22 protein-coding genes and 1 pseudogene are annotated in these 21,682 nt (G+C 67.8%); 18 read left to right on the top strand and 5 right to left on the bottom strand.

The annotated features are described in order from the left end of the window. The first annotated feature begins 9 nt into the window (after window positions 1-9). Complete coding sequence (locus IEY36_RS28370) at window positions 10-1,521, top strand: sulfite reductase subunit alpha (protein ID WP_188973339.1); 1,512 nt, start codon at window positions 10-12, stop codon at window positions 1,519-1,521. 411 nt (window positions 1,522-1,932) lie between these two features. Here the strand turns inward: IEY36_RS28370 and IEY36_RS28365 are convergent, their stop codons facing one another. Then, the gene (locus IEY36_RS28365) at window positions 1,933-2,829 is read right to left on the bottom strand and encodes a nitrilase-related carbon-nitrogen hydrolase (protein WP_229681656.1); all 897 of its coding nucleotides are present in this window, start codon (window positions 2,827-2,829) and stop codon (window positions 1,933-1,935) included. 268 nt (window positions 2,830-3,097) lie between these two features. On the opposite strand from IEY36_RS28365, the gene IEY36_RS28360 reads away from it, so the two are divergent. The 12 genes from IEY36_RS28360 (at window position 3,098) to IEY36_RS28305 (ending at window position 15,516) form a co-directional block, all read left to right on the top strand. After that, window positions 3,098-4,795, top strand: a complete 1,698-nt coding sequence (locus IEY36_RS28360; protein ID WP_188973337.1) for an efflux RND transporter periplasmic adaptor subunit — start codon at window positions 3,098-3,100, stop codon at window positions 4,793-4,795. Window positions 4,796-4,797: 2 nt separating this feature from the next. Next, window positions 4,798-7,911, top strand: coding sequence for an efflux RND transporter permease subunit (locus IEY36_RS28355; RefSeq protein WP_188973335.1), 3,114 nt, complete (start codon window positions 4,798-4,800; stop codon window positions 7,909-7,911). An 18-nt stretch (window positions 7,912-7,929) separates the two neighbouring features. After that, on the top strand, window positions 7,930-8,313 hold the full coding sequence (locus IEY36_RS28350) for a hypothetical protein (protein ID WP_188973333.1): 384 nt from the start codon (window positions 7,930-7,932) through the stop codon (window positions 8,311-8,313). Window positions 8,314-8,323: 10 nt separating this feature from the next. Next, window positions 8,324-8,875, top strand: coding sequence for a hypothetical protein (locus IEY36_RS28345; protein WP_188973331.1), 552 nt, complete (start codon window positions 8,324-8,326; stop codon window positions 8,873-8,875). Then, window positions 8,838-9,623 carry a response regulator gene (locus IEY36_RS28340; protein WP_188973329.1) on the top strand — a complete coding sequence of 262 codons (786 nt, stop codon included), beginning with the start codon at window positions 8,838-8,840 and terminating at the stop codon, window positions 9,621-9,623. The genes IEY36_RS28345 and IEY36_RS28340 overlap by 38 nt, the downstream gene beginning before the upstream one ends. Beyond that, on the top strand, window positions 9,620-10,966 hold the full coding sequence (locus IEY36_RS28335; protein WP_229681655.1) for an ATP-binding protein: 1,347 nt from the start codon (window positions 9,620-9,622) through the stop codon (window positions 10,964-10,966). Before IEY36_RS28340 ends, IEY36_RS28335 begins: the two co-directional genes overlap by 4 nt. 188 nt (window positions 10,967-11,154) lie before the next feature. After that, complete coding sequence (locus tag IEY36_RS28330) at window positions 11,155-11,451, top strand: DUF411 domain-containing protein (protein WP_229681654.1); 297 nt, start codon at window positions 11,155-11,157, stop codon at window positions 11,449-11,451. A 101-nt stretch (window positions 11,452-11,552) separates the two neighbouring features. Continuing rightward, the gene (locus IEY36_RS28325) at window positions 11,553-11,756 is read left to right on the top strand and encodes a heavy-metal-associated domain-containing protein (protein ID WP_188973327.1); all 204 of its coding nucleotides are present in this window, start codon (window positions 11,553-11,555) and stop codon (window positions 11,754-11,756) included. A gap of 92 nt (window positions 11,757-11,848) precedes the next feature. Then, complete coding sequence (gene copM / locus IEY36_RS28320; protein ID WP_229681653.1) at window positions 11,849-12,388, top strand: CopM family metallochaperone; 540 nt, start codon at window positions 11,849-11,851, stop codon at window positions 12,386-12,388. A gap of 1 nt (window position 12,389) precedes the next feature. Next, a complete protein-coding gene (locus IEY36_RS28315; RefSeq protein ID WP_229681652.1) occupies window positions 12,390-12,665 on the top strand; it encodes a DUF2933 domain-containing protein in 276 nt (91 codons plus the stop codon). Between the two features lie 62 nt (window positions 12,666-12,727). Further along, on the top strand, window positions 12,728-13,132 hold the full coding sequence (locus IEY36_RS28310; RefSeq protein ID WP_188973325.1) for a hypothetical protein: 405 nt from the start codon (window positions 12,728-12,730) through the stop codon (window positions 13,130-13,132). A gap of 14 nt (window positions 13,133-13,146) precedes the next feature. Beyond that, window positions 13,147-15,516, top strand: a complete 2,370-nt coding sequence (locus tag IEY36_RS28305) for a heavy metal translocating P-type ATPase (protein ID WP_188973323.1) — start codon at window positions 13,147-13,149, stop codon at window positions 15,514-15,516. A 15-nt stretch (window positions 15,517-15,531) separates the two neighbouring features. Here IEY36_RS28305 and IEY36_RS28300 read toward each other — a convergent pair whose 3' ends face one another. Beyond that, entirely contained in the window at window positions 15,532-15,810 is a 279-nt protein-coding gene (locus tag IEY36_RS28300; protein WP_188973321.1) for a metal-sensing transcriptional repressor, read from the bottom strand. A 56-nt stretch (window positions 15,811-15,866) separates the two neighbouring features. Here IEY36_RS28300 and IEY36_RS28295 point away from each other — a divergent pair, with 56 nt between their 5' ends. Then, window positions 15,867-16,133 (top strand): hypothetical protein, encoded by a 267-nt coding sequence (locus IEY36_RS28295; protein ID WP_188973319.1) that lies wholly within the window; start codon window positions 15,867-15,869, stop codon window positions 16,131-16,133. Window positions 16,134-16,257: 124 nt separating this feature from the next. Here the strand turns inward: IEY36_RS28295 and IEY36_RS28290 are convergent. Together IEY36_RS28290 and IEY36_RS28285 are read right to left on the bottom strand one after the other, a co-directional pair. Beyond that, a pseudogene (locus IEY36_RS28290) lies at window positions 16,258-16,701 on the bottom strand (DUF488 domain-containing protein). Window positions 16,702-16,723: 22 nt separating this feature from the next. Next, window positions 16,724-17,110, bottom strand: a complete 387-nt coding sequence (locus tag IEY36_RS28285; protein WP_188973318.1) for a CBS domain-containing protein — start codon at window positions 17,108-17,110, stop codon at window positions 16,724-16,726. Window positions 17,111-17,557: 447 nt separating this feature from the next. On the opposite strand from IEY36_RS28285, the gene IEY36_RS28280 reads away from it, so the two are divergent. The 4 genes from IEY36_RS28280 to IEY36_RS28265 all read left to right on the top strand — a co-directional run bounded on the left by IEY36_RS28280 (window position 17,558) and on the right by IEY36_RS28265 (window position 20,268). Continuing rightward, on the top strand, window positions 17,558-18,178 hold the full coding sequence (locus tag IEY36_RS28280) for a helix-turn-helix domain-containing protein (RefSeq protein ID WP_229681650.1): 621 nt from the start codon (window positions 17,558-17,560) through the stop codon (window positions 18,176-18,178). Between the two features lie 91 nt (window positions 18,179-18,269). Next, the gene (locus tag IEY36_RS28275; RefSeq protein ID WP_188973316.1) at window positions 18,270-19,091 is read left to right on the top strand and encodes an XdhC family protein; all 822 of its coding nucleotides are present in this window, start codon (window positions 18,270-18,272) and stop codon (window positions 19,089-19,091) included. An 11-nt stretch (window positions 19,092-19,102) separates the two neighbouring features. Next, entirely contained in the window at window positions 19,103-19,819 is a 717-nt protein-coding gene (locus tag IEY36_RS28270) for a 5-formyltetrahydrofolate cyclo-ligase (RefSeq protein WP_188973314.1), read from the top strand. Beyond that, window positions 19,816-20,268: a PAS domain-containing protein gene (locus IEY36_RS28265; protein WP_229681649.1), complete on the top strand. Its 453-nt coding sequence runs from the start codon at window positions 19,816-19,818 to the stop codon at window positions 20,266-20,268. The genes IEY36_RS28270 and IEY36_RS28265 overlap by 4 nt, the downstream gene beginning before the upstream one ends. Window positions 20,269-20,410: 142 nt before the next feature. Here IEY36_RS28265 and IEY36_RS28260 read toward each other — a convergent pair whose 3' ends face one another. Continuing rightward, window positions 20,411-21,646 (bottom strand): NnrS family protein, encoded by a 1,236-nt coding sequence (locus tag IEY36_RS28260; RefSeq protein WP_188973312.1) that lies wholly within the window; start codon window positions 21,644-21,646, stop codon window positions 20,411-20,413. Window positions 21,647-21,682 lie beyond the last annotated feature (36 nt).

Genomic DNA, 21,682 nt, shown 5'->3' with positions numbered 1-21,682 from the left:
GATACGACAATGTCACCGGAAAGCGGACGGCTTCTCGCCGCCTCGGCGGTGCTGGGCGCATATGCGGCCTTTTGTGGGCTGATCGCCTGGCGCACCAGGCGCCACCGCCGGGCTATTGCGGCACAACCCTACGCACGTGGAGCGCAGCCGATCCTGGTTGCCTATGCCAGCCAGACCGGTTTCGCCGAGGAGTTGGCGCAGAACACTGCGGCGCTCTTGCAGGCCGGCCTGGTGCCGGTCCGCATCTGTGGCGTGGATGGGCTGAATGCCGATGCGCTTGCCTCGGCGCGTCGCGCGCTGTTCCTGGTCAGCACGACCGGCGAGGGCGACGCGCCTGACAGCGCCGCGCACTTCGTGAGCAAGGTGATGGATGGATCAGCGCCGCTACAGGGGCTGGACTACGGGCTGCTCGCACTCGGGGACAGTAGCTATGCGCGGTACTGCGCGTTCGGCCGGCGGCTGGATACCTGGCTGCAGGCGCAGGGCGCCACGCCCCTATTCGGGCGCATCGAGGTCGATGGGGGCGCGGCCGATGCGCTTCGCCATTGGCAGGTGCATGTCGAAGGCTTGGCCGGAACCGCGCCGGGCAACGCCTGCCTCGGCATTGTCGAGGACACCGCGCCATGGCGATTGGTGGAACGCTGTGTGCTGAACCCCGCTGGGCTCGGGGAACCGGTATTCCGTCTTGCTTTCGAACCGGTCGCGAGCCGACCCATCTGGCAGGCCGGCGATATCGCGATCGTGGTGCCACAGAACCCGCCGCACCTGGTGCACGGGCTGCTCGCGGCGATCGGATTGACCGGCGAGGAGCCAGTGAAAGGTGGCACGCTGTCCGAGGCGCTGGCGACGCGGCAATTACCGACTGATGCATCGTGTCTAAACCGACTCGCGCCGGCAACGCTGGCGGCAGCGTTGCCGCTTCTGCCAAGGCGCGAATACTCCATTGCATCCGTGCCGGAAGACGGACGGCTCGAGCTGCTGGTGCGCCGCGTGCGGCGGCCCGATGGTGGGCTTGGTCTCGGTTCCGGGTGGTTGACGACGCATCTGCCGGTCGGCCGCGACGTCGCGCTACAGCTGCGCCCGAACAAGGGGTTCCACGCGCCGGATGTGGACATGCCGATAATCTTCATCGGCAATGGCACTGGCATGGCCGGCTTGCGCGCACATCTGCACGCGCGGCTTCTTGCCGGCTACCGACGGAACTGGCTGCTGTTCGGCGAACGCAGCCGCGCGCACGATTTCCTGTGTGATAGGGAGATCGAGTCCTGGCTTACGTCGGGTGACCTGGCGCGGCTCGACCTTGCGTTTTCCCGCGACGAACCGCGACGCTATGTACAGGATGCGCTGCGCGCCGCCGCGCCGGATCTGCGCCGCTGGGTCGATGCCGGTGCGGCCATCTTCGTTTGCGGCAGCGCCCAAGGCATGGCGCCCGGCGTGCACAAGGTCCTTCAGGAGGTCCTTGGCGAGGAGGCCGTGATGGAGTTGGCAGCGACGGGACGTTACCGGCGCGACGTCTACTGAAGGCGGCACCGTCGGCCGAAGTCGCCCGTCGCCGCGCCCATCGCAGATGGAAGCGCACCGGCACCGTGACAGCCAAGCTGTCCTCCGGGATGGCGGCCGGCATGTTGGGCAGGTCGGCGCGCTGGATCATTGCCTTGGCCGCTTGTTCGATATCCGCATCGCCGGCATTGCGTTCAACGCGCCAGCGGCGGACGCAGCCATCCGACAGCATGGTAAATTGCTGCGTCACGACAGCCGCACGTCGCGCATGGCCGACAACGGGCCCCGCTACATTGCTAGTGAACTGGCAGAGAAGGTTAGATCCCAGTTCCTCCCGCTTCCAGAAAGGCACGATGCTGCGCCACCCAGCCCCCAGTTTGTTGCCACGCCAACGGCGCTAGTCGAATCGAACGGGAGCCTGCTTCTTTCGGTTCACGGTAAGAGTGAAGACATCGGGCCTGGCATAATGCCCGCTGGCGTCAAACTTCCGCCGAGAGACACGCGCGGCCGCCACGTCGATCTCGGCGAACAGCAGGCCCTTCGCCCGGCCCATCGGCCCTGCGATGACGCTGCCGAAGGGTTTGTAGACGACGGCGTCGCCCGCGTTGATCCACCCGTCCTGATTCGGAAAAGCGCATCGCGATACGGCACGTCATCGGGTATGACGGATGCTTCCAACGCCGTCGCGCATCCAACGACCCAGCAGCCGCCCTCACGCGCGATGTGCTGCATCGTCGCGAGCCAAGTTCCGCCACTGTCCCAGGACGGGGCGACGTAGATGTCGATGCTCTGCGCATAGAATGCGTAACGTGCCAGCGGCATGTAGTTTTCCCAGCAGATCAGTGCCCCGACGCGGCCGACCGCGGTGTTCACGACGTTCAGGCCTGAGCCGTCGCCGAAGCCCCAGACCATCCGCTCCGGGTTCGTCGGAATTAACTTGCGGTGGTTGTTCGCAAGCCTGCCGTCCGCATTGATGATCGCGTAGCTGTTGAACAGCGTGCTGCCGCTGACCGAGCCATCGACCTCCTGGTAGCCCAGGACGATTACCAGCCCGTGGTCCTTCGCCGCGTCCAGAGGCGGTCGCAGCCCGTCCCTGCTCAGGTCGGCGGAATTCGCCTGCGAGAGAGCGTAAAGTTCATCTGTCTTGCTCATCCCTGCCTCAGGCGGCAGCCGCCATACGAAAGTCGGGTAGCCAGGAAGCCATGCCTCGGGACATACCGGCATGTCGCAGCCCTTCTCTGCCGCCTCCTGCACGAGCTCGACCGCGCGCGTCATGGATTTTTCGAGATCGAGGTAGACCGGCGGTTGCTGGACAACTGCAAGCTTCATGTAATCGTTCGACGTTCGACTCTTTCATTCGCATCCATCCGCCGGTCTCCCGGCGCGCAGAGAAGGTTGGAATCCGGTTCCCACCGCTGCGGTGGGAACTGAATTCCAACTTGCTCTGGGCGCTGTGAGACGCGTCTCGCCGGCTGCGTCACCTTTCGCCAATGGCTAGGTGCCTCCGCTGCAATGTTTTGTCATGATCGGGCAACGCCCACGACGTCCTGCGCCGCCAGATTGAGATGGCGGTGGTTGGTAGTCAGGGGGCGCGCGCGTGCTGATTCGTATTTTGCTGCTTCTGGCGCTGCTGGCCGCACCCGGCATCCGCCCTGCTTTCAGCCACGAAGGCCATTCCCATGGTGACGAACCCGCGCCGCCCGCGGCCGCCGCACCGCGCGCCGAGGCGCATTCCGATCTGTTCGAGATTGTGGCGGTACTGGGAGCGGACCGGCGGCTCTGGCTCTACCTCGACCGACACGCAACGTCAGAGCCGATCGACGGCGCCACGGTCCAGGTCACTGTTGATGGCCAAGACATCGGAACGGCCCCCCGCGCGGGTGAGGCTGTGTACGTCCTCGAAAACCCGGCGCTAGACCGCCCGGGTCAACGGAACATCGTCTTCACCATCACCGACGGCGAAGACATGGACCTGCTGCCGGTGACGCTCGTGATTCCCGCGGGCGTTGCCGCTGCAACCTCTGCGCCAGGGCTCGCGGAAGTGGCCTCGACGGCGATGCGCGAGCCTTACGTATGGGCGGCGGGGATATTCCTGCTGCTGGTCGGCGTGGCTGTCGGCAGGGCAGCAGCGCCACGGCCATTGCCTCCACTGGTTGTCGTCGAACCGTCAGCAACCGGCACGCGCCCACATGCCTTGCCGTCCGGCGCGCCGATACCTGAGCGCGTGGCTGCCGCGCCGGCCGTGATGGCCTTGATGGCGATAGTCATGGCGCCGGTGCTTGCCTGGGCGCAGCCGATGGACGCGCCGCGGCGCCAACCCGACGGCAGCATCTTCGTGCCCAAGCCCTCGCAGCGGCTCCTAGGCCTCCGAACCAGCCCGGCCGAGCTGGGTGAGGCCTCGGTCACCATCCACCTTACCGGACAGGTGGTGGCGGACCCCAACGCCTCCGGCCGCGTCCAGGCATCCGAGGCGGGCCGCATCGAGCCACCGGAAGGCGGCTTCCCGGCGCTTGGCCAGCGCGTCGCGCGTGGCGAGGTTCTGGGCTTTGTCGTGCCCATCATGGCCGCGCAGGATCGCGTCGGCGTGCGCGCCAGCATCGCCGAGCTCGACGCGCTCATCGTCATAAGCGAGGCACGGGTCCGCCGCCTGACCGCTCTGACCGGCACAGTCGCGGCACGAGAGATCAGCGATGCCCGCGCCGATCTCGAAGGCCTGCGTCAGCGCCGCGCGGCGAACCTGCCGGCGGTGACCGGGCGCGAGCCGATCGTGGCACCTTCCGCCGGCCTGATCAGCGTGGTTCGCGTCGCCGCCGGTCAGGTGATCCAGGCGCAGGAACCTCTATTCGATATCGTCGATCCCGCCAGACTGTGGGTCGAGGCCATCGCCTTCGACACCGCAGCGGTTGCGGAGGTCTCGGCGGCCTCGGCCATGACGGCAGGCGGCCAAGTGCTTCGGCTCGGCTTCGTGGGCCGCGGCATGACGCTGCGTCAACAAGGCTTGCCTCTGCATTTCCGCATCGAGGCCGGCGCCCGTGGCCTTGCCGTGGGGCAACCGGTGACGGTCCTGGTGGAGACGCCACGCCGCACCGTTGGCATCGTGCTGCCGGCTGAGGCGGTGGTGCGCAACCCAGAGGGCGGCCAGGTGGTCTATGAAATGCCGAGCGCCGAGCGCTTCCTGCCGCGGCCCGTGCGGGTCCAATCCCTCGACGGCCAGCGCGTGCTGGTAACCGTGGGGCTGGAACGCGGGGCGCGGGTGGTGACCAGCGGCGCCGCGCTGATCGCGCAGGTCCGCTAGCCGTGTTCAACATTCTCGTCACAGCCAGTCTGCGGAACCGGCTGTTCGTCCTCGTCGCCGCAGTGATCCTGGTGGTCTATGGCGCGCTGACATTGCAGCGCCTGCCTGTGGATGTCTTCCCCGACCTGAACAAGCCGGTGATCACCCTGATGACCGAGGTTGAGGGCCTGGCGCCGGAGGAGGTCGAGCTTCTCGTCTCCTACCCGATCGAGACGGCGATGAACGGCATGCCGGGTGTCACGCGCGTGCGTTCGGTGTCCGGCGTTGGCCTGTCGATCGTCTTCGTGGAGTTCGACTGGGGCACGGACATCTGGGTGAACCGGCAGCAAGTGGCGGAGCGCCTCTCGCTGGTGCGGGCACAGCTGCCGGCGAATGTCGCGCCACAGATGGCGCCGATCTCCTCCATCATGGGCGAGATCATGCTGGTGGCGATGTCCACCGATGGCTGCGCCAGCCCGATGGAGTTGCGGGAGCTGGCGGATTGGGTGGTGCGACCTCGGCTGCTGACAATCCCTGGCATTTCGCAGGTGATCCCAATCGGCGGCGAGGTGAGGCAATACCGCGTGACGCCGGATGTCGCGCAGATGCACGCGCTGGACGTCACACATGAGCAGGTGATTGCAGCGCTTCGGCAGTTCGGGGGCAATACCGGTGGCGGCTATGTGGATCAGGCGGGGCGCGAATACCTGATCCGCAACATCGGCCGCACCACACGGCTGGAGGATCTTGCGAATACGCCAGTGGCCATGCGGGCCGGCCAGCCGATCCCGCTGCGCCAAGTCGCGACGGTCGATTACGCCGCACGGCTCAAACGGGGCGAGGCCGGCAGCATGGGCCAGCCCGCCGTGATCCTGTCGATCCAGAAGCAGCCATCTGCCGACACGGTGGTCCTGACGGCACAGGTCGAAGCGGCGCTGGTCGAGTTGCAGCGCGCCATGCCGCCGGGCGTGATCGCGAACAACGTGCAGTTCCGCCAGGCCGATTTCATCGCCGCCTCGATCGGTAACGTGCAGAAGGTGCTGCTTGAGGCGGTCGCCGTCGTCGCCGTGGTGCTGTTCCTGTTCCTGCTGAACGGGCGCACCACCTTCATCTCGCTGACCGCCATTCCGCTTTCCGTGCTCATCACGGTCGTGGTGTTTCAGCTGCTCGGCCTCTCGATCAACACCATGACGCTAGGCGGCCTCGCCATCGCGATCGGCGAGCTGGTGGATGACGCGGTGGTCGACGTGGAGAACGTCTTTCGCCGTCTCCGGGAGAACCGGGCGCGGCCGGACCCCCAGCCCGCCCTTCTCGTAATTGCTCGGGCGAGCCAGGAAGTCCGCTCGGGCATTGTCTATGCGACGATGATCGTGATCCTGGTTTTCGTGCCGCTTTTCGCGCTGACGGGAATCGAAGGGCGGTTGTTCGCGCCGCTCGGCGTTGCCTACATCGTCTCGATCCTGGCGAGCCTAGTCGTCTCGATCACCGTCACGCCCGTGCTCTGCTATTACCTGTTGCCGCGCATGAAGCGAATGGCGCATGGCGACAGCGCTCTGGTGCGAGTACTTAAGCGCTGGAACGAGCGTGCCTTGCTCTGGGCCTTCGCCCGCGCGCGCCTTGTCTACCTGCTCGCGGGCGTCGGCGTGGCAGGCGCGCTGGCGACCGTGCCCTTCCTGGCGCGCTCCTTCCTGCCGCCCTTCAACGAGGGCACGCTGACCATCAGCCTGCAATTCCAGCCCGGCATCAGCCTGGCTGAAGCCAACCGGCTTGGCCGGCAGGCGGAACTGCTGATCATGCAGGTGCCGGAGGTCCGCACCGTGGGACGGCGCACCGGCCGCGCCGAGCTGGATGAGCATGCAGAGGGCGTGCATTCCGCGGAGATTGACGTCTCGCTCCATGCCTCCACACGCGGCAAGCAGGCGATCTCGGCCGATATCCGCACGCGACTCGCGGTACTGCCGGGCAGCGCCAATGTCGGCCAGCCCATTGGCCATCGGCTGGACCACATGCTCTCCGGCGTACGTGCCGAGATCGCGCTCAAGATCACCGGCGACGATCTGGACACGCTCCGCACCCTCGCCGAGGGCATGCAGCAGCGCCTTGCCGCCATCCCCGGCCTGACAGACCTCCAAGTGGAGCGCCAGGTGCGCGTGCCGCAGCTGCAAGTCGCGGTGAACCACGAACTCGCGGCGCTGTATGGCGTCTCGGCAGCGTCCGTCGCTGAAGCCCTGCAAGCCCTGTCCGGTGGCCAGGTCGTCAGCCAGGTGGTGGATGGCGCGCGGCGCTTTGACGTGGTGCTGCGCCTCGGCGACGCGGACCGCACCGGCCCCGGGCTCGCCGCCGTCATGATCGAGACGCCGGGCGGGCGCGTGCCGCTGTCGCTGCTGGCTGAGTTGCGGGACACCGATGGGCCCAACCAGATCCTGCGGGAGAATGGCCGGCGGAGGATCGTGGTGCTCGCCAACACCGATGGCACCGACATGGCCGCCATCGTCGCGCGCATTCGGGCTGAGATGGAGGCGGCCACCTTGCCCCCAGGCTACTTCTTCACGCTGGAAGGCACCTTCCAGGCGCAGGAGGAAGCGGCGCGGCTGATCGCGGGACTCTCGCTGGTGTCCTTGGCGCTGATCTTCATGGTGCTCTACAGCCGCTACAAGTCTGCGGTGCTCGCGCTGATCATCATGGGCAACGTGCCGCTCGCGCTGGTGGGCGCCATCGCTGCGCTATGGATCGCGGGGCAACCGCTCTCGGTCGCCTCGATGATCGGCTTCATCACGCTGGCTGGCATCGCGACCCGCAACGGCATCCTGAAGGTGAGCCACTACCTGAACCTCGCGCTGCTCGAAGATGAGCGCTGGGGCCTGGCGCTGGTGATCCGCGGCAGCCTGGAGCGGCTGACGCCGGTGCTGATGACGGCGCTTTCCGCGGGCTTCGCGCTCATCCCGCTGATGATCGGCGCGAGCGAGCCGGGCAAGGAGATCCTGCACCCGGTCGCCGTGACCATCTTCGGCGGGCTGATCACCGCCACACTGCTCGATACCTTCCTGACGCCCCTGCTGTTCCATCGCTTCGGGCGCCCTGCCCTGGAACGGCTGCGCGCCGTCCAGCAGGAAACGAAGCTGGCTGAGGCCTATTGATCCATGAGGAACCTGCCCATGACCCCGCGCCGCATGCTGCTCGCCAGCTTCGTCCTTGCCCCGTTCGCGGCCGTCGCGCATGAGCCGCGTCGCGGCCCGAACGGTGGCCAGAAGGTGGATATCGGCAGCAATCACGCCGAGCTCGTGGCCGAGGGAAATACGCTACGGCTGTTCCTGTTCGACAGTGCCGACCGCCCGATTCCTGCCGTCGGCGTCACGGCGCAGGCCGTCATCCTCGCCGGCGGGCGCCAAGCCACCATCGCCCTCGCCCCCACCGGCGCCAATGTTTTGGCGGGAACCGGAGACTTCTTGGCAGCGCGCGGCATGCGCGCGGTTGTCACGCTGACGCTGCCCGGCCAACGTCCCGCGCAGGCGCGATTCACGCCGATGGATCAGAACTGAGGAGGGAAGGATGCGCTCGACCTTGACGGCCTTGGCCCTGTTTCTGGCGAGTCCCGGCTGGGCCGACACGCCCTCGCCTTATGCCGGCATGGAGGACCGCTCGATCCGCGCGCTCTCCGCGGAGCAGCAGGCGGATCTGCTGGCCGGCCGTGGCATGGGCCTCGCGCTGGCCGCGGAGCTCAATGGCTGGCCCGGTCCAGCCCATGTCATCGAACTGGCTGGCGCGATGCAGCTCACACCAGCACAGCTCGCGGCGACGCAGCGCCTGATTGCGGAGATGCAGGCGGCGGCTGGCGACCTCGGCGCGCGGGTGATCGAGGAGGAGCGCGCCCTCGATGCTGCCTTCCGCGACCGGAGCATCACACCCGCCAACCTCTCGGCCCGCACGGCCCGCATCGCGGCTTTGCAGGGAGAGATCCGGGATGTGCATCTGCGAACGCATCTGGCGCAGGTGGCGCTGCTGAACGCAGAACAGATCGCCGCCTATCCTCGCCTGCGTGGCTATGCCGGCGGCGCATCCCAGCATGGCGGCGCGATGCCGGGCGGCCACCGGCATCATTGACGTGATCGCATCCGATAGCCTGCCGCAGGACGCCCACATCCTCGTCGTCGAGGATGATGGAGAGATGCGCACGCTGATCGCCAGGCTTCTGCGCCAGAGCGGCTTTCGCGTCACAGGCGCACGTGACGGCCGCGAGATGTGGGAGGTGCTGGCCGGCGCACCCGTCGATCTCGTGCTGCTCGATGTGATGTTGCCTGGCGCCTCCGGACTCGATCTTTGCCGAGCGCTGCGCGCCAAGTCGGGCGTGCCGATCATCATGGTGACGGCGCGTGGTGAGGAGACCGATCGCGTGCTCGGGCTGGAACTCGGCGCCGACGACTACATCCCGAAGCCCTTCGGGCGCGCCGAACTGCTGGCGCGCGTGCGCGCGTTGCTGCGGCGCTCGCGTGGCGAGGCGGGCGAACCGATGGCAGGCCAGGCGGGCGAGCGGATCCACTTCGCCGATTGGAGCCTCGACACGCGGCGTCGCGAGCTCAGCGCGCCGGATGGTACGGCGGTGGATCTCTCGAGCGGCGAGTACGATCTGCTGCTGGCATTCTGCGAGCACGCCCAGCGCGTGCTGAGCCGCGACCAACTGCTCGACCTCGCCCGCAACCGGATGGCCTTCAACGGCACGGAACGCTCGGTCGATGTCATGGTCAGCCGATTGCGGCGGAAGCTGGAGCCGACGGAGGACAGCCCCGCCATCATCAAGACGGTGCGCGGCGCCGGCTACATGCTGGTGCCCACCGTGAAGCGCGGGGCATGACGAAGCTGGGGCGCCTGCTGCCGGACACGCTCGGCGGGCGCATCGTGCTCGTGCTGCTGGTCGGTCTGATGGCCTTCCATCTCGGCAGCCTGTGGTTGCACCAGATCGGCACCGAGGCGGTTCTGGGCACCACGCGCGAGGTGCAGCTGGCCGAGCGCCTGGTGGCGGCGAAACGCGCCGTGGCGGAGCTGCCGGCCGAGGAACGCGACCGCACCGCACACGCACTCTCCAGCGCCAGCCTCGACATGCACTGGACCCTCGCGCCCACCGTCCAGCCCGCGCAGGCCAGCAGCGCCCGTATCGACACGCTGCGCAGCCGCCTCGGTGAGTTGGTGCCGGAACTCGACGTCACGGGGCTGCGTTTGGGCTACGGCGAGGTTGGCGTGGCCGATAGCGAGGCGTCGCGGCACCTCCTGCTCGGCGCCCTGCCGCTGCCGGACGGAAGCTGGCTCAACTTCTCCGCCGCCCTGTTCCGCCCGCCGGCGCCGGAACACGCAACGCTGCTCTCCACCACGGCGATGGCAGTGGGGATCCTATTGCTCGGGCTGCTGGTGGTGCGGTTGATCGGGCGGCCCTTGCGCGCGCTGTCCGATGCGGCGGATCGCTTCGGCGGCCCGGGCCCGGTGGTGCCTGTGCCCGAGGACGGCCCGCGCGAGGTACGCCACGCCGCGCAGGCCTTCAATCGCATGCAGGGCCGCATCGACCGCCTGATCGCCGACCGCACTCAGGCCCTGGCCGCCGTCAGCCATGATCTGCGCACACCCATCGCACGGCTGCGGCTACGCGCCGGCTTCGTTGAGGATGGCGAAGCGGCGCACGCCATCGATGCCGACCTCGACGAGATGGAGGCGATGATCGATTCGACGCTCGCCTATCTACGCGGCGAGACGGAGAGCGAGCCGCGCAAACCCGTCGATCTCGTCGCGATGATCGAGACGCTGTGCGACGCCGCCACCGATGCGGGGGCGGCCGTGACCTATGCCGGCCCCTCGCAGGCCAGGCTTGTCTGCAGCCCAGTGGCGCTGAAACGCGCTGTCTCGAACCTGATCGACAATGCCGTGAAGTACGGGGCCGGCGCGCGTGTCGTGCTTGAAGATGAGGGGCGAGAGCTCCTTATCCGGATCGAGGATGACGGGCCGGGCATTCCGGAGGCTGACATGCAGACGGTATTCGAACCGTTCCGTCGCCTTGAGACCTCGCGCAATCGCGGCACGGGTGGGAGCGGACTGGGCCTGACCATCGCGCGGCGCGCAGTCGAACAGCACGACGGCACGTTGCAGTTGAGCAACCGTCCCGGCGGCGGACTTCTCGCTCTCGTTCGCCTGCCGAGGACCCGGAATTGAGGGAGTATGGGACGACGTTGGTTCGAAGAACCTTTGTGACGGCCGGCCTTGGCGAATTGGCCTTGCCCAGGCTGGCTCGGGCAGAGGTGCTGCCACGCCTCCAGGTCTGGCGGGATGAGCACTGCGGATGCTGCGCCGCGTGGGTGGACCACATGCGCGCAACGGGGCTTCCCATCGAGGAAAATGTCGTGCGCTCGGTGGCTACGGCGCGACGCATGCTCGGTACGCCGTCCGATCTGCTATCCTGTCATATGGGGCTCGTACGGGGCTATGCGCTTGAGGGTCATGTCCCGGCGGCGGCGGTGACACGTCTGCTGGCCGAGCGCCCCGCCGGAATCAGCGGGCTCGCGGTGCCAGGCATGCCGGGGGGCTCACTGGGCATGGAAGTCCCTGGCCAAGTGCCGGACAGCTATGACGTTCTGGCCTTCGATGCGCGTGGCGATCGCTCGGTGTTCATGCGCTTCCGCGGCGGCACACCGGTGTGATGCGACCCCGAAGCCGAAATGGGGCCGCATGTGGCCCTTGACCCTCCCATAGGGGCAAACACCACGTCCTCGGTCAGACAAGAACCCATCAGGAGGGCGTGATGCATCGCTTTCGGATTGCGAACATGAACTGCGGCGGCTGCGCAAAGGGCGTCACGGCGGCGCTGCAACAGGCGGACCCTCTGGCGCGGATCGACATCGCGCTGGATGCGCGGGCGGCGGCTGTGATGTCGGCCGTGGACGCGGCGCGCTTGGAGCAGGCGCTGCGCGATGCTGGTTGGCAGGCTGAGCGGATCCCCGCCTGATCCCGCGCTGACATGTTTTGTCATGACGGCGAGACGCTGGTGACATGCCGGTGGATCAGAGTTGGGGAACTTGAATCAAAGGACTCCGGCACATGACCTGCCTTGCACCAAAGCTTGCCCTTATTGCCGGCCTCGCCACCGTCTCCGCGACAGGCTTGGCCATCGCGCAGGGCACTGCGCCGCAACTGCAGCCGGCACAGCCCGGACAGCCCGGCATGATGGGCCAGATGCCCGGCATGCAGCAGCACATGCAGCAGATGCAGCAGATGCAGCAGCGGATGATGCCTGGCGCGCAGGCGCCGGGGAGTGGTGCTGCGCAGGCGCCGGCGGCGGCCGACCCGCATCACCCCGACGCCGCGGCTCCTGGAACTGCGGCGCAATCCGCCTCGACCGCCGCTTTCATGGCCGCGAACGAGAAGATGCACCGCGACATGGCCATCACCTACACCGGCGATGCGGACCGCGACTTCGCCGCCTCCATGATCCCGCACCATGAGGGCGCGATCGCGATGGCGCGGGTCCAGCTGGCGCATGGTCGGGATCCGGAGATGCGCAGCCTGGCCGAGGCCGTGATTCGCGCGCAGGAGGGCGAGATCACCACGTTGCGCGCCTTCCTGGCACGGCCGCGCTGACATGGTCGACGAGACCACCCTCGGCTCACCCGCCAGGCATCTCATGCCAGGTGATCGGCCAGTTTGGTGGCGCACACGCACGGGGGTCACTGTGATCGGCTTCGCGCTGGTCGCGGCTTTCTACGTCCTGCGAGAGCATTGGGAGCACGCGTTCGGCGCGCTTCCCTACCTCCTCCTCCTCGCCTGCCCGCTGATGCACCTGTTCATGCACCACGGACATGGCCACGGCGGAGGCGGGCAACGCGCTGGTTCAGATCGCGGCACCGGCGCCAAGTGATTCACCTTGTTCCGCGAGGGTGGGCTGGCTTGGCTGCTCCGGCGGCACGCTACCTCTCGGCCATGCTGGCCATGAGCCTGACCTGGGAGATCGCGCAGCTCCCCCTCTACACGCTGTGGGTGGAGGGAACGCCGGGCGAGATCGCCTTCGCAGTCCTTCATTGCACTGGCGGGGACGCGACGATCGCTGCTGCTGCGCTGGCAGTCGCGATACTGCTGACACGATCCTGGTATTGGCCAATCCAGGGATGGAGGCGCGTCACCATGGTCGCGACCGTGATGGGCCTCGGATACACGGTGTTCAGCGAATGGATGAATGTCGATCTGCGCCAGTCCTGGACGTATACGGCCGCCATGCCGCGCCTTCCGCCGTGGGGAACCGGGCTCGCCCCTTTCCTCCAATGGCTATTGTTGCCGCCTCTGGCGATGCTGGCAGTGCGGCCGCCCGCGCGACCATTCGCGCGCTGAGGAGTTGAACGGTCATGGAACATCACGGCTCCCACACAGCCCACGGCAAGCATGATCCTCACCTTGAAGGGACTGCGGCGGCATCGGGCACCGTGAAGGATCCAGTCTGCGGCATGACGGTGGACCCGGCAAAGACCGCGCACCACGCCGATTATGGTGGGCATGCCTACCACTTCTGCTCAGCCGGTTGCCGAACCAAGTTCGTCGCCGAACCGGGAAAGTATCTGCAGGCGCGTGCGCCGCTGCGCGCTGAGGCCGCGGCGCCGGGCACCATCTACACATGTCCGATGCACCCGCAGATCCGGCAGCCGGGCCCGGGCAGTTGCCCGATCTGCGGCATGGCACTCGAACCCGAAACCCCCTCGGCCGAGACGGGACCCAACCCGGAACTGGCGGACTTCACTCGTCGCTTCTGGATCGGCCTTGTGCTGACTGTCCCGGTAATCCTGCTGGAAATGGGCGGCCACCTGACGGGAATGATGCACCTCGTCGGCGGGCCGCGCGTCGGCAACTGGATCCAACTGGCGCTGGCGACGCCTGTGGTGATCTGGGCGGGCTGGCCGTTCTTCGTCCGCGGCTGGCAGAGCCTGGTGAACCGCAGCCTCAACATGTTCACGCTGATTGCACTCGGAACTGGCGTCGCCTGGGTGTTCAGTATCGTCGCCACCCTCGCTCCCGGTATCTTTCCCGGCGCCTTCCGCGCGGCTGATGGCTCGGTGGCGGTGTACTTCGAGGCGGCAGCCGTGATCGTGGTGTTGGTGCTGCTCGGGCAGGTGCTGGAACTGCGGGCGCGCGAGCAGACGGGCGGCGCCATCCGCGCCCTGCTCGATCTGGCCCCGGCCCAGGCGCGTCGGTTGCGCGACGATGGGTCGGATGAGGAAGTCCCGCTGGCGGTAATCGTGGTCGGCGATCGGCTACGCGTCCGCCCAGGCGACAAGGTGCCCCTCGATGGCGCGGTGTTGGAGGGCGCCTCCAACGTCGATGAGAGCCTGGTAACCGGTGAGTCGGTGCCGGTCACCAAGACAGTGGGTGATCAGGTCGTGGGCGGGACGCTGAACGGCCAGGGCAGCTTCGTCATGCGTGCCGATCGCATTGGCCAGGATACGGTGCTGGCGCAGATCGTTCGCATGGTTGCGGGCGCCCAGCGTTCCCGCGCGCCGATCCAGCGCCTGGCGGATCAGGTCAGCGGCTGGTTCGTGCCCGCGGTGGTGGCCATCGCGCTGCTCGCCTTCGCAGTCTGGGCGACTTGGGGACCGGAACCGCGCCTCGCATTCGCGCTGGTCGCCGCCGTGACGGTGCTGATCATCGCCTGCCCGTGTGCGCTGGGGCTGGCGACACCGATGTCCATTATGGTGGGTGTGGGCCGGGGCGCGCAGGCCGGCGTCCTCATCAAGAACGCCGAGGCGCTGGAACGCATGGAGCGGATCGACACGCTCGTCGTGGACAAGACCGGCACGCTTACCCAGGGGCGGCCGGACGTTGTGGCGGTGATCCCGGCGACGGATGTCGACGAGGAGGAGGTGTTGCGCCTGGCTGCGGGGCTGGAACGACCAAGCCAGCATCCCCTCGCCGAAGCCGTGGTGCGGGCGGCGGAGAAGCGCGGGATCGCCGTGCCGCCCGTCGAGAGCTTCGACGCGCCCGTTGGACGTGGTGTGACTGGCGCGGTCGAGGGACGTCATGTCGCGGTAGGCAATGCCCGGCTCATGGACGAGGCCAAGGTGAATGTCGTCGCGCTGTCGGCGGAGGCCGAGCGTCTGCGCGGTGACGGCGCGACGGTCTTCTTCGTGGCGGTGAATGGCCGCGCCTTCGGGATTGTCGCCGTGGCGGACCCGGTGAAGGCGACGACACCGGCGGCGCTCGCGGGCCTCGCCAAGGAGGGCGTGCGGGTGGTGATGTTGACCGGTGACAATCGCACGACAGCCGAGGCCGTGGCGCGGCGCCTCGGCATCACCGAGATCGAGGCGGAGATCCTGCCCGAGGACAAGCAGCGCATCATCGAAAAGCTGAAGGCCGAAGGGCGTCGCGTGGCGATGGCGGGTGATGGCGTGAACGACGCGCCGGCGCTGGCAGCGGCCGAGGTCGGTATCGCCATGGGCACCGGCACGGCCGTGGCGATCGAGAGCGCGGGTATCACGCTGCTCGGCGGTGACCTGATGGGCATCGTGCGGGCGCGGCGACTGTCGCAGGCCGTAATGGGCAATATCCGGCAGAACCTGTTCTTCGCCTTCGTCTACAATGCGGCCGGTGTGCCGATCGCCGCGGGGGTGCTGTACCCGATGTTCGGCATTCTTCTGTCGCCCATCATTGCGGCGGCGGCGATGGCGCTGTCGTCGGTAAGCGTGGTCGGGAATGCGCTTCGGCTGCGAACAGCGCGGTTGGATTGATGTTGGAAACCAAGCTCACATATATTTCGTGATCGCCTTGAACTCATCGATTGGCCCTCGATCGGCGCGCGGGATCGCGCCGACCACATGGTCCAGACAATCGTTGAGAGGGTCATGGATGAGGGTGCGCTTGGCCTTCGCGGTGGCCGCTTCCACTGCGTGAAGCTGCTGCGCGATGTCCAGGTATGGCCGACCCGCCTCGATCATCTCGACCACGCTGTGCAGATGACCCTCGGCCCGCTTCAGGCGTTTGGCGATCTCCGGGTGGGAGCCGTGGATATGAGGATCGCTCATGCGGCTTTCCTATCCCCCTGGCGGGGATACCGGCCATCTGGATCGGCGTTGCAGGCATGGCATTGGGGCAGCCGCGCGGCATGAGGGAGTTTCGACACATCGGCAGGCTGCTGCTCGTGGCCCTGCTGGTCTGCACCTTCGCGCGGCCCTTCGCCGCGGTATCGATGCACGACGCCGACCGTGTTCACGCCACTGACGATCCGTGTCTGCCCGCTACCCACGATGCCGGCGATCATGCGGTCACGGACCATGTGCATGAGGCGGTGACGCTGGGCGCGGTCACTTTGGCGCCGCGCTGGATGCCGCGCGCCCGGCTCGCATAGCTCGGGCAGGGGGGCTTGGCGTCAGCACCACGCAGCAGGATGGAACGGCCACCCCGCGGACGCGGCTGGGGAAGTCTCGACGCGCCGCAGGGATCAGTCCCTGCGATCGCGGTTCCACCCCATTTCAGCAACGACCCGGATTCGGATCCGTGTCGAGCAGAAACTCCCGAAGCACGACTGCTTCGTTGTGCTGTTCGACGCGCGCGGCGAAGATCAGCGTTACGGGTCCTTGGCCGATCAAGTCGCGGACCGGCGCGGTGGCTTGGTCCTGCCCGCGCAACTCGGCGCGGTATCGTCTGCGGAATTCGTCCTAGCGCGCAGGATCGTAGTTGAACCATTGACGCAATGCCGTGCTGGGTGCGACGCCACGGCACCAAAGGTCCAGCGCCGCGCGTGCCTTGCTGACGCCGCGCGGCCAGAGGCGGCCCGCCAGCACGCGCGCGCCATCATCCGGCGCGGCCGCATCGTAGATGCGCTTTAGCCGGACCGTGGGGCGTTCCGTCGCGCCCACGCTGCGCGTCCCCGATCCGGACGCCGCCCGCCCTGTGGTCGTCGCGGCCGTCGCCATCAAAGCATCACCTAGTCTGACATCAGCATGACCTCTGTACGGTCGCGACGCCTTTCACGCCCGGCACCTGTTCGGCAAGCACGCGCAGCGCACGCTGCACCGCAGGGCCTGGCGTGAATCCGAAGAATTCGTCGATCCCGTCATGGACCTCGACATGGGTGTAGAAGGGATCGGCCCAGTCCTCGCGCCGCATGGCCGCGAGAATGGCGGAACGAATGCGCGTGTCGGGCAGGTCGGCCGGTTCGATCTCCTGACTGATGACGGCGGGCAGGAGATCCGGGCGGGTGACCACGCCATGCAGGCGGCCGTCCTCAATCACCGGGACGCGGTGAATACCCTTCCGCTCCAGCGTCGTGGCGATGACCGAGGCCGGTGCGTCCGGCGGGATGGTGTCGATGTCGGTCGTCATCACCTCCTCCGCAACGAAGCCGTGGACGTGGGCGTAGCGATCGGCCGACTTGGCCGGATCGGCGAACAGCCATCGCGTCCAGGACGGATGCTCTGATCCGGGCGCCGATAATCGGATCGTGAGGTCTACCAGGCTCACCACGCCGAGCAGCGTGCCGTCGGCCTGCGTTACCGGGACGGCTGAGATTCAGCCGGCGGCCAGGAGTTGAACGATCGTCATCACGGGGATGTCGGGCGGTATCGTCACCACCGTTCGGGTCATCAGGTCGCGAGCTGTCGGTTCGGTCATGGTCCTTACTCCTGCCCTTCCCGGAATGGGTGGGCTCGTCCGGAGCGGTGCGGCAGGCAAATGGGCGGAACGGCGCCCGCACCCGCCGACCGTGGCCTTGACGGGTGAGATTCAGCTTGCTCTCGCGAATTCATGCCGACAATTGAGTTTTAATGACCAATGAATGCGGAAAATCTGCATCTCGAGGCGCCGATGGATACTGAACTGGTCCGCACCTTCCTCGCCATCGTCTCAGGCGGCAGCTTCGTGCGCGCGGCGGATCGCCTGCATGTCAGTCAGACGACGGTCAGTGCCCGCATCCGCACGCTGGAAGACCAGCTCCGGCGACGCCTGTTTATCCGCAACAAGGCGGGTGCCAGCCTGACCCCGGTCGGCGCCGCGCCAGGGGCGCAGGAATACGTCCAGGTGGATTGGAGCCCCGACCTCGCCCTTCACTACGCGACGGCCGGCGCGGCGTACGGCGATCCTGGCCTGGTCGTGGACCTTGGTCCGCTCGGCCTTGGCTATATTCTTGAAGCCGGCGGGGCCGGATATTTCCGTCTGGGCGCGGCGCGGCCGCATCTGGAGAGCGGGCGTCTCGAACTCGTGCCCGATACGCCGGAATTTCTCTACCCCGGTTATGCCGTCTTCAGCGAAAGCAGTGGCGAGCCGGGATTGATCGAGGCCGCGCTCAATGGCTTGCGCCAGTTGGCACGGAGCCTGCCGGGCACGGCATCCGCCGACCCAGCCCCGCGTAGACGCACCGTACGAAGCAAGAAATCGGCATTGAAAGGCCAATAAATCTCGTTGGTCGTGTATATCTATTGGGATCAGTATCCTCCCGTACCGGCTGCCGACCCGCGGCCGACGTGCAGGAGGGACACGGCCGAGAATGCCGGACGGAAGCGCATTGGTTGAACGCATGGCGGCCCTGGCCGGGCGCGGAGAACCGCACGTCCTCGCGACAGTGGTGGAGACGATGGGCTCCACCTCCGCCCATGCGGGCGACAAGGCGCTGATCAATGCGGCGGGGACCGTTCTGGCCGGATGGGTCGGCGGTGGCTGCGCCGAAAGCACGGTCCGCCAGGCCGCGCTGGATTGCCTGGCGGACGGGACGCCGCGCCTGATCGGGCTTGATCTGGATGACGAGGTGCTCGGCGTTGGCATGCCCTGCGGCGGCACGATGCGCGTCTTCGTCGAGGCCTTCCTGCCACCGCCTGGTTTGTGGCTCGTCGGGCATGGCCGGGTGGTGGAAAGTCTCAGCCGGTTCGGGGTGGAACTGGGCTTTCGCGTCATTGTCAGCGACACGCCCGCGCCCGATGCGGCGCGTTATCCGGGCGCGGCAGGACTCATCGGCGACGACTACCAGTTCGCGCGGTTGCAGCCGCAGCACGGTGATGCCGTGGTGATTGCGACGCAGCACAAGGGGGATCATCTCTCCGCGGTGCGCGCGCTGCGATCGCCGGCCGGCTGTGTCGCCATCATCGCCAGCCGCAAGCGCGCCGGGCTGATGCGCGACTTCCTTCGCGTCGAAGGCTTCAGCGGGGACGAACTCGCGCGCCTGCGTGCCCCGGCCGGGCTCGATATCTGGGCACACACGCCGGAGGAGATCGCCCTGTCGATCATCGGCGAGATTGTCATGCGTCGTCGCGGCGGCCACGGCGGACCGCGCCGTGGCGCCACCACGGCGCCCGCCATGGCAGAGACAGGCTGACGGACGGCAAAATGACGCAGCGTCCCGGCATCGCCTCACCCGAAGAAGACCCCAATGCGGAGATCCTCTGCGCCTCGCCGCCCTGCTTCATGCATGAACTGGACCCGGCATGGCTGGGGCTTCTGTCCTGGGAGCAGGTGCGGGCCTGGCGCAGGGCAGAGCGCGCCGCGCTGATCGCACGCCGGGTCGCCGTACCCGTGGCGGAACGGCTGGAACGTGACGATGCGATCACCGTTCATCTGCGCGCGACGGTGCCGGACCTCGCGCAGCGGCATGTCGGATTCTACTGGCCGTTCAAGGGTGAGTACGACCCGCGTCCTCTTGCGCGCGCCCTTCACCACGAAGGAACCAGGCTGGCGCTGCCGGTTGTCGTCGCGAAAGGGCGGCCGCTGATTTTCCGCAGCTGGTCGCCCGGCACCCGCATGATGCCAGGGGTGTGGAACATCCCCATCCCCGACGAGGGCGACGAGGTCACACCCGACACCCTGCTGATCCCGCTGGTGGGGTTCGATGCGCAGGGCTACCGGCTCGGTTATGGCGGTGGCTATTACGACCGCACGCTCGTCAGCATGGCATCGCGGCCGCTTGCCATCGGGGTCGGCTTCGAGAGCTCGCGCCTCGTCACCATCCATCCGCAGCCGCACGACGTGCGGATGGATCTGACGGTGACCGAGGCCGGTGCGACAAGCGTCAGCCGCGGCACCAGACTGAAGGAGCCCGCACGTTGACCGTTGCCCCCATGAGTGCGGCGCAGCGACAGACGCTTGCCGACACGATCCTCACCTCCGCCGGGGACGCCATCCTCTGTTGTGACCGCGACGGGCTGATCCGCTTCTGGAATCCGGGCGCAGTGCGGATCTTCGGCTTCTCCGCCGAGCAAGCGCTGGGGCAGTCCCTCGACATCATCATTCCCGAACAGCAGCGCGCGCGTCACTGGCGCGGTTTCCAGCGCGTCATCGAGAGCGGGCACACCCATTACGAGGAAGGCGACCTGCTCGCCGTACCGGCGCTGCGCCAGGACGGCCGACGCATCTCGGTCGAGTTCACCATCATGCCGATGCGAGGCCCCGACGGACGCATGGACGGCATGGCGGCCGTGATGCGCGACGTGACGGAACGGTTCGAGGCACTGCGCGACGCGCGCCGGCGGTTGAAGGACGCGCAGAAGGCCGAGTAGGCATGCTGCCCCGCCGCCGAGCAAGCCAGGCGGACGGAGGCGATGCAGGGTCCCAGACAAACCGGCCTGAAGTCCGATCGTCATTTCGCCGGGTGAGGCAGGACTAGGCGGGCTTGTCGGATGTCGTGCCGGCTCGCGGCCCTCACCCCGGCTTCCCGTCCGGCCGGGTGAGGAGCAGCACTGGCGCATAGACCATCAGGTACAGCGCGAAGGCCGCAACCCAGAGCGCCCCAGCGACCATCAGCGGCGCCAACGCGCCGCCGGTGAGCGGCGGCCCAAAGCAGCGCATCAACGCGGCCAGCGCGATCAGCACATAGGCGACGACGGTGGCCGGGGCGGCGACCAGGTCACGCCCCGTGTGACCCAGCGCCGCGCGGGTCATCACCGCCACGATCATCAGCGCGAGCGCGCCGGCGCCCTGCAGGTGCAGCCAGTTCATCGCCCACGGCGCGCCTGCCAGCAGAAACGCGGCTTTCGTGGCAAGCGACAGGGGCACGAAGGCATAGGCCAAGTGCAGCACCCAGACGATCGGCACGCCCAGAGTCCGCAGCCCGTGCCAGCGGGAAAGCCGAAGCCCGACGAGGATCGCCGCCAGCGCCGCGACGCCGCCAGCCGCCACGCTGTCCGGCAGGACGAGGTCGATCAGCAGCACGCCCAGCAGCGACAACACGGCGGCGCGGTCGATGCCCGGCAGCGGCGAGGGCTCGGCCGGCCTGCCGGTCTTGCGCAGGGCGTTCAGGGTGAAGGAGGGGACGATGCGCCCGCCGATCAATCCGACCAGGGCGAGCGCGGCATTGGCCGACAGGAGCTGCCCCAGCCGCCAGGTATCCGCGGCCCACCAGCCAGCCGCCCCACCCAGCATGAGGAGATCGCCACCCCAGAACACAAGCACGATGAGGGGCGGGCCGAAAAGCCTCGGCTGCCGGGCCTTCACGAGGGACGGCAGCAGCAGGAGCAGAAGCATCGGCAAGCCGAGCAGAGCGATCGCGGCCGCCAGGCCGGTTGAAAGAGGCGATCCCGGCAGCAAGGCGAGGCGACCGGCAAGGATGACCGTCAGCAGGATCGCCAAGGGGGCACCGGCATGGCCGCGCCGCCCGGTCCAGTTCGGCACGGCCGTCAGCAGGAAGCCGACCATCGCGGCGCCGACGAAGCCAACCAGCATCTCATGGCCGTGCCATCGCACGAGCGGGAGTGGCCCGTCCGGCACCGCCATCCCGGCGAGCGCGGAGGCCCAGAGCGCAACGCCGAGCAAGGCCCAGATTCCCGCGAGGAGAAAGAAGGGCCGAAACCCTTGGGCCAGCGGCGCGAGGCGGAACCCGCGCCGCGCCCCGGCGACGGAAGCCACGCCGCGACCGGGCCCGTTTGATACTGCACTCATCGGCTTGCCTGCCTTCGGGACTATGGGGCGCCGCTG

The organism is Neoroseomonas lacus (assembly GCF_014644535.1).
Taxonomy (GTDB): Bacteria; Pseudomonadota; Alphaproteobacteria; order Acetobacterales; family Acetobacteraceae; genus Neoroseomonas; species Neoroseomonas lacus.
The sequence above is the reverse complement of the archived record's forward strand: the minus strand, read 5'-3'. Positions and strand labels throughout refer to the sequence as shown.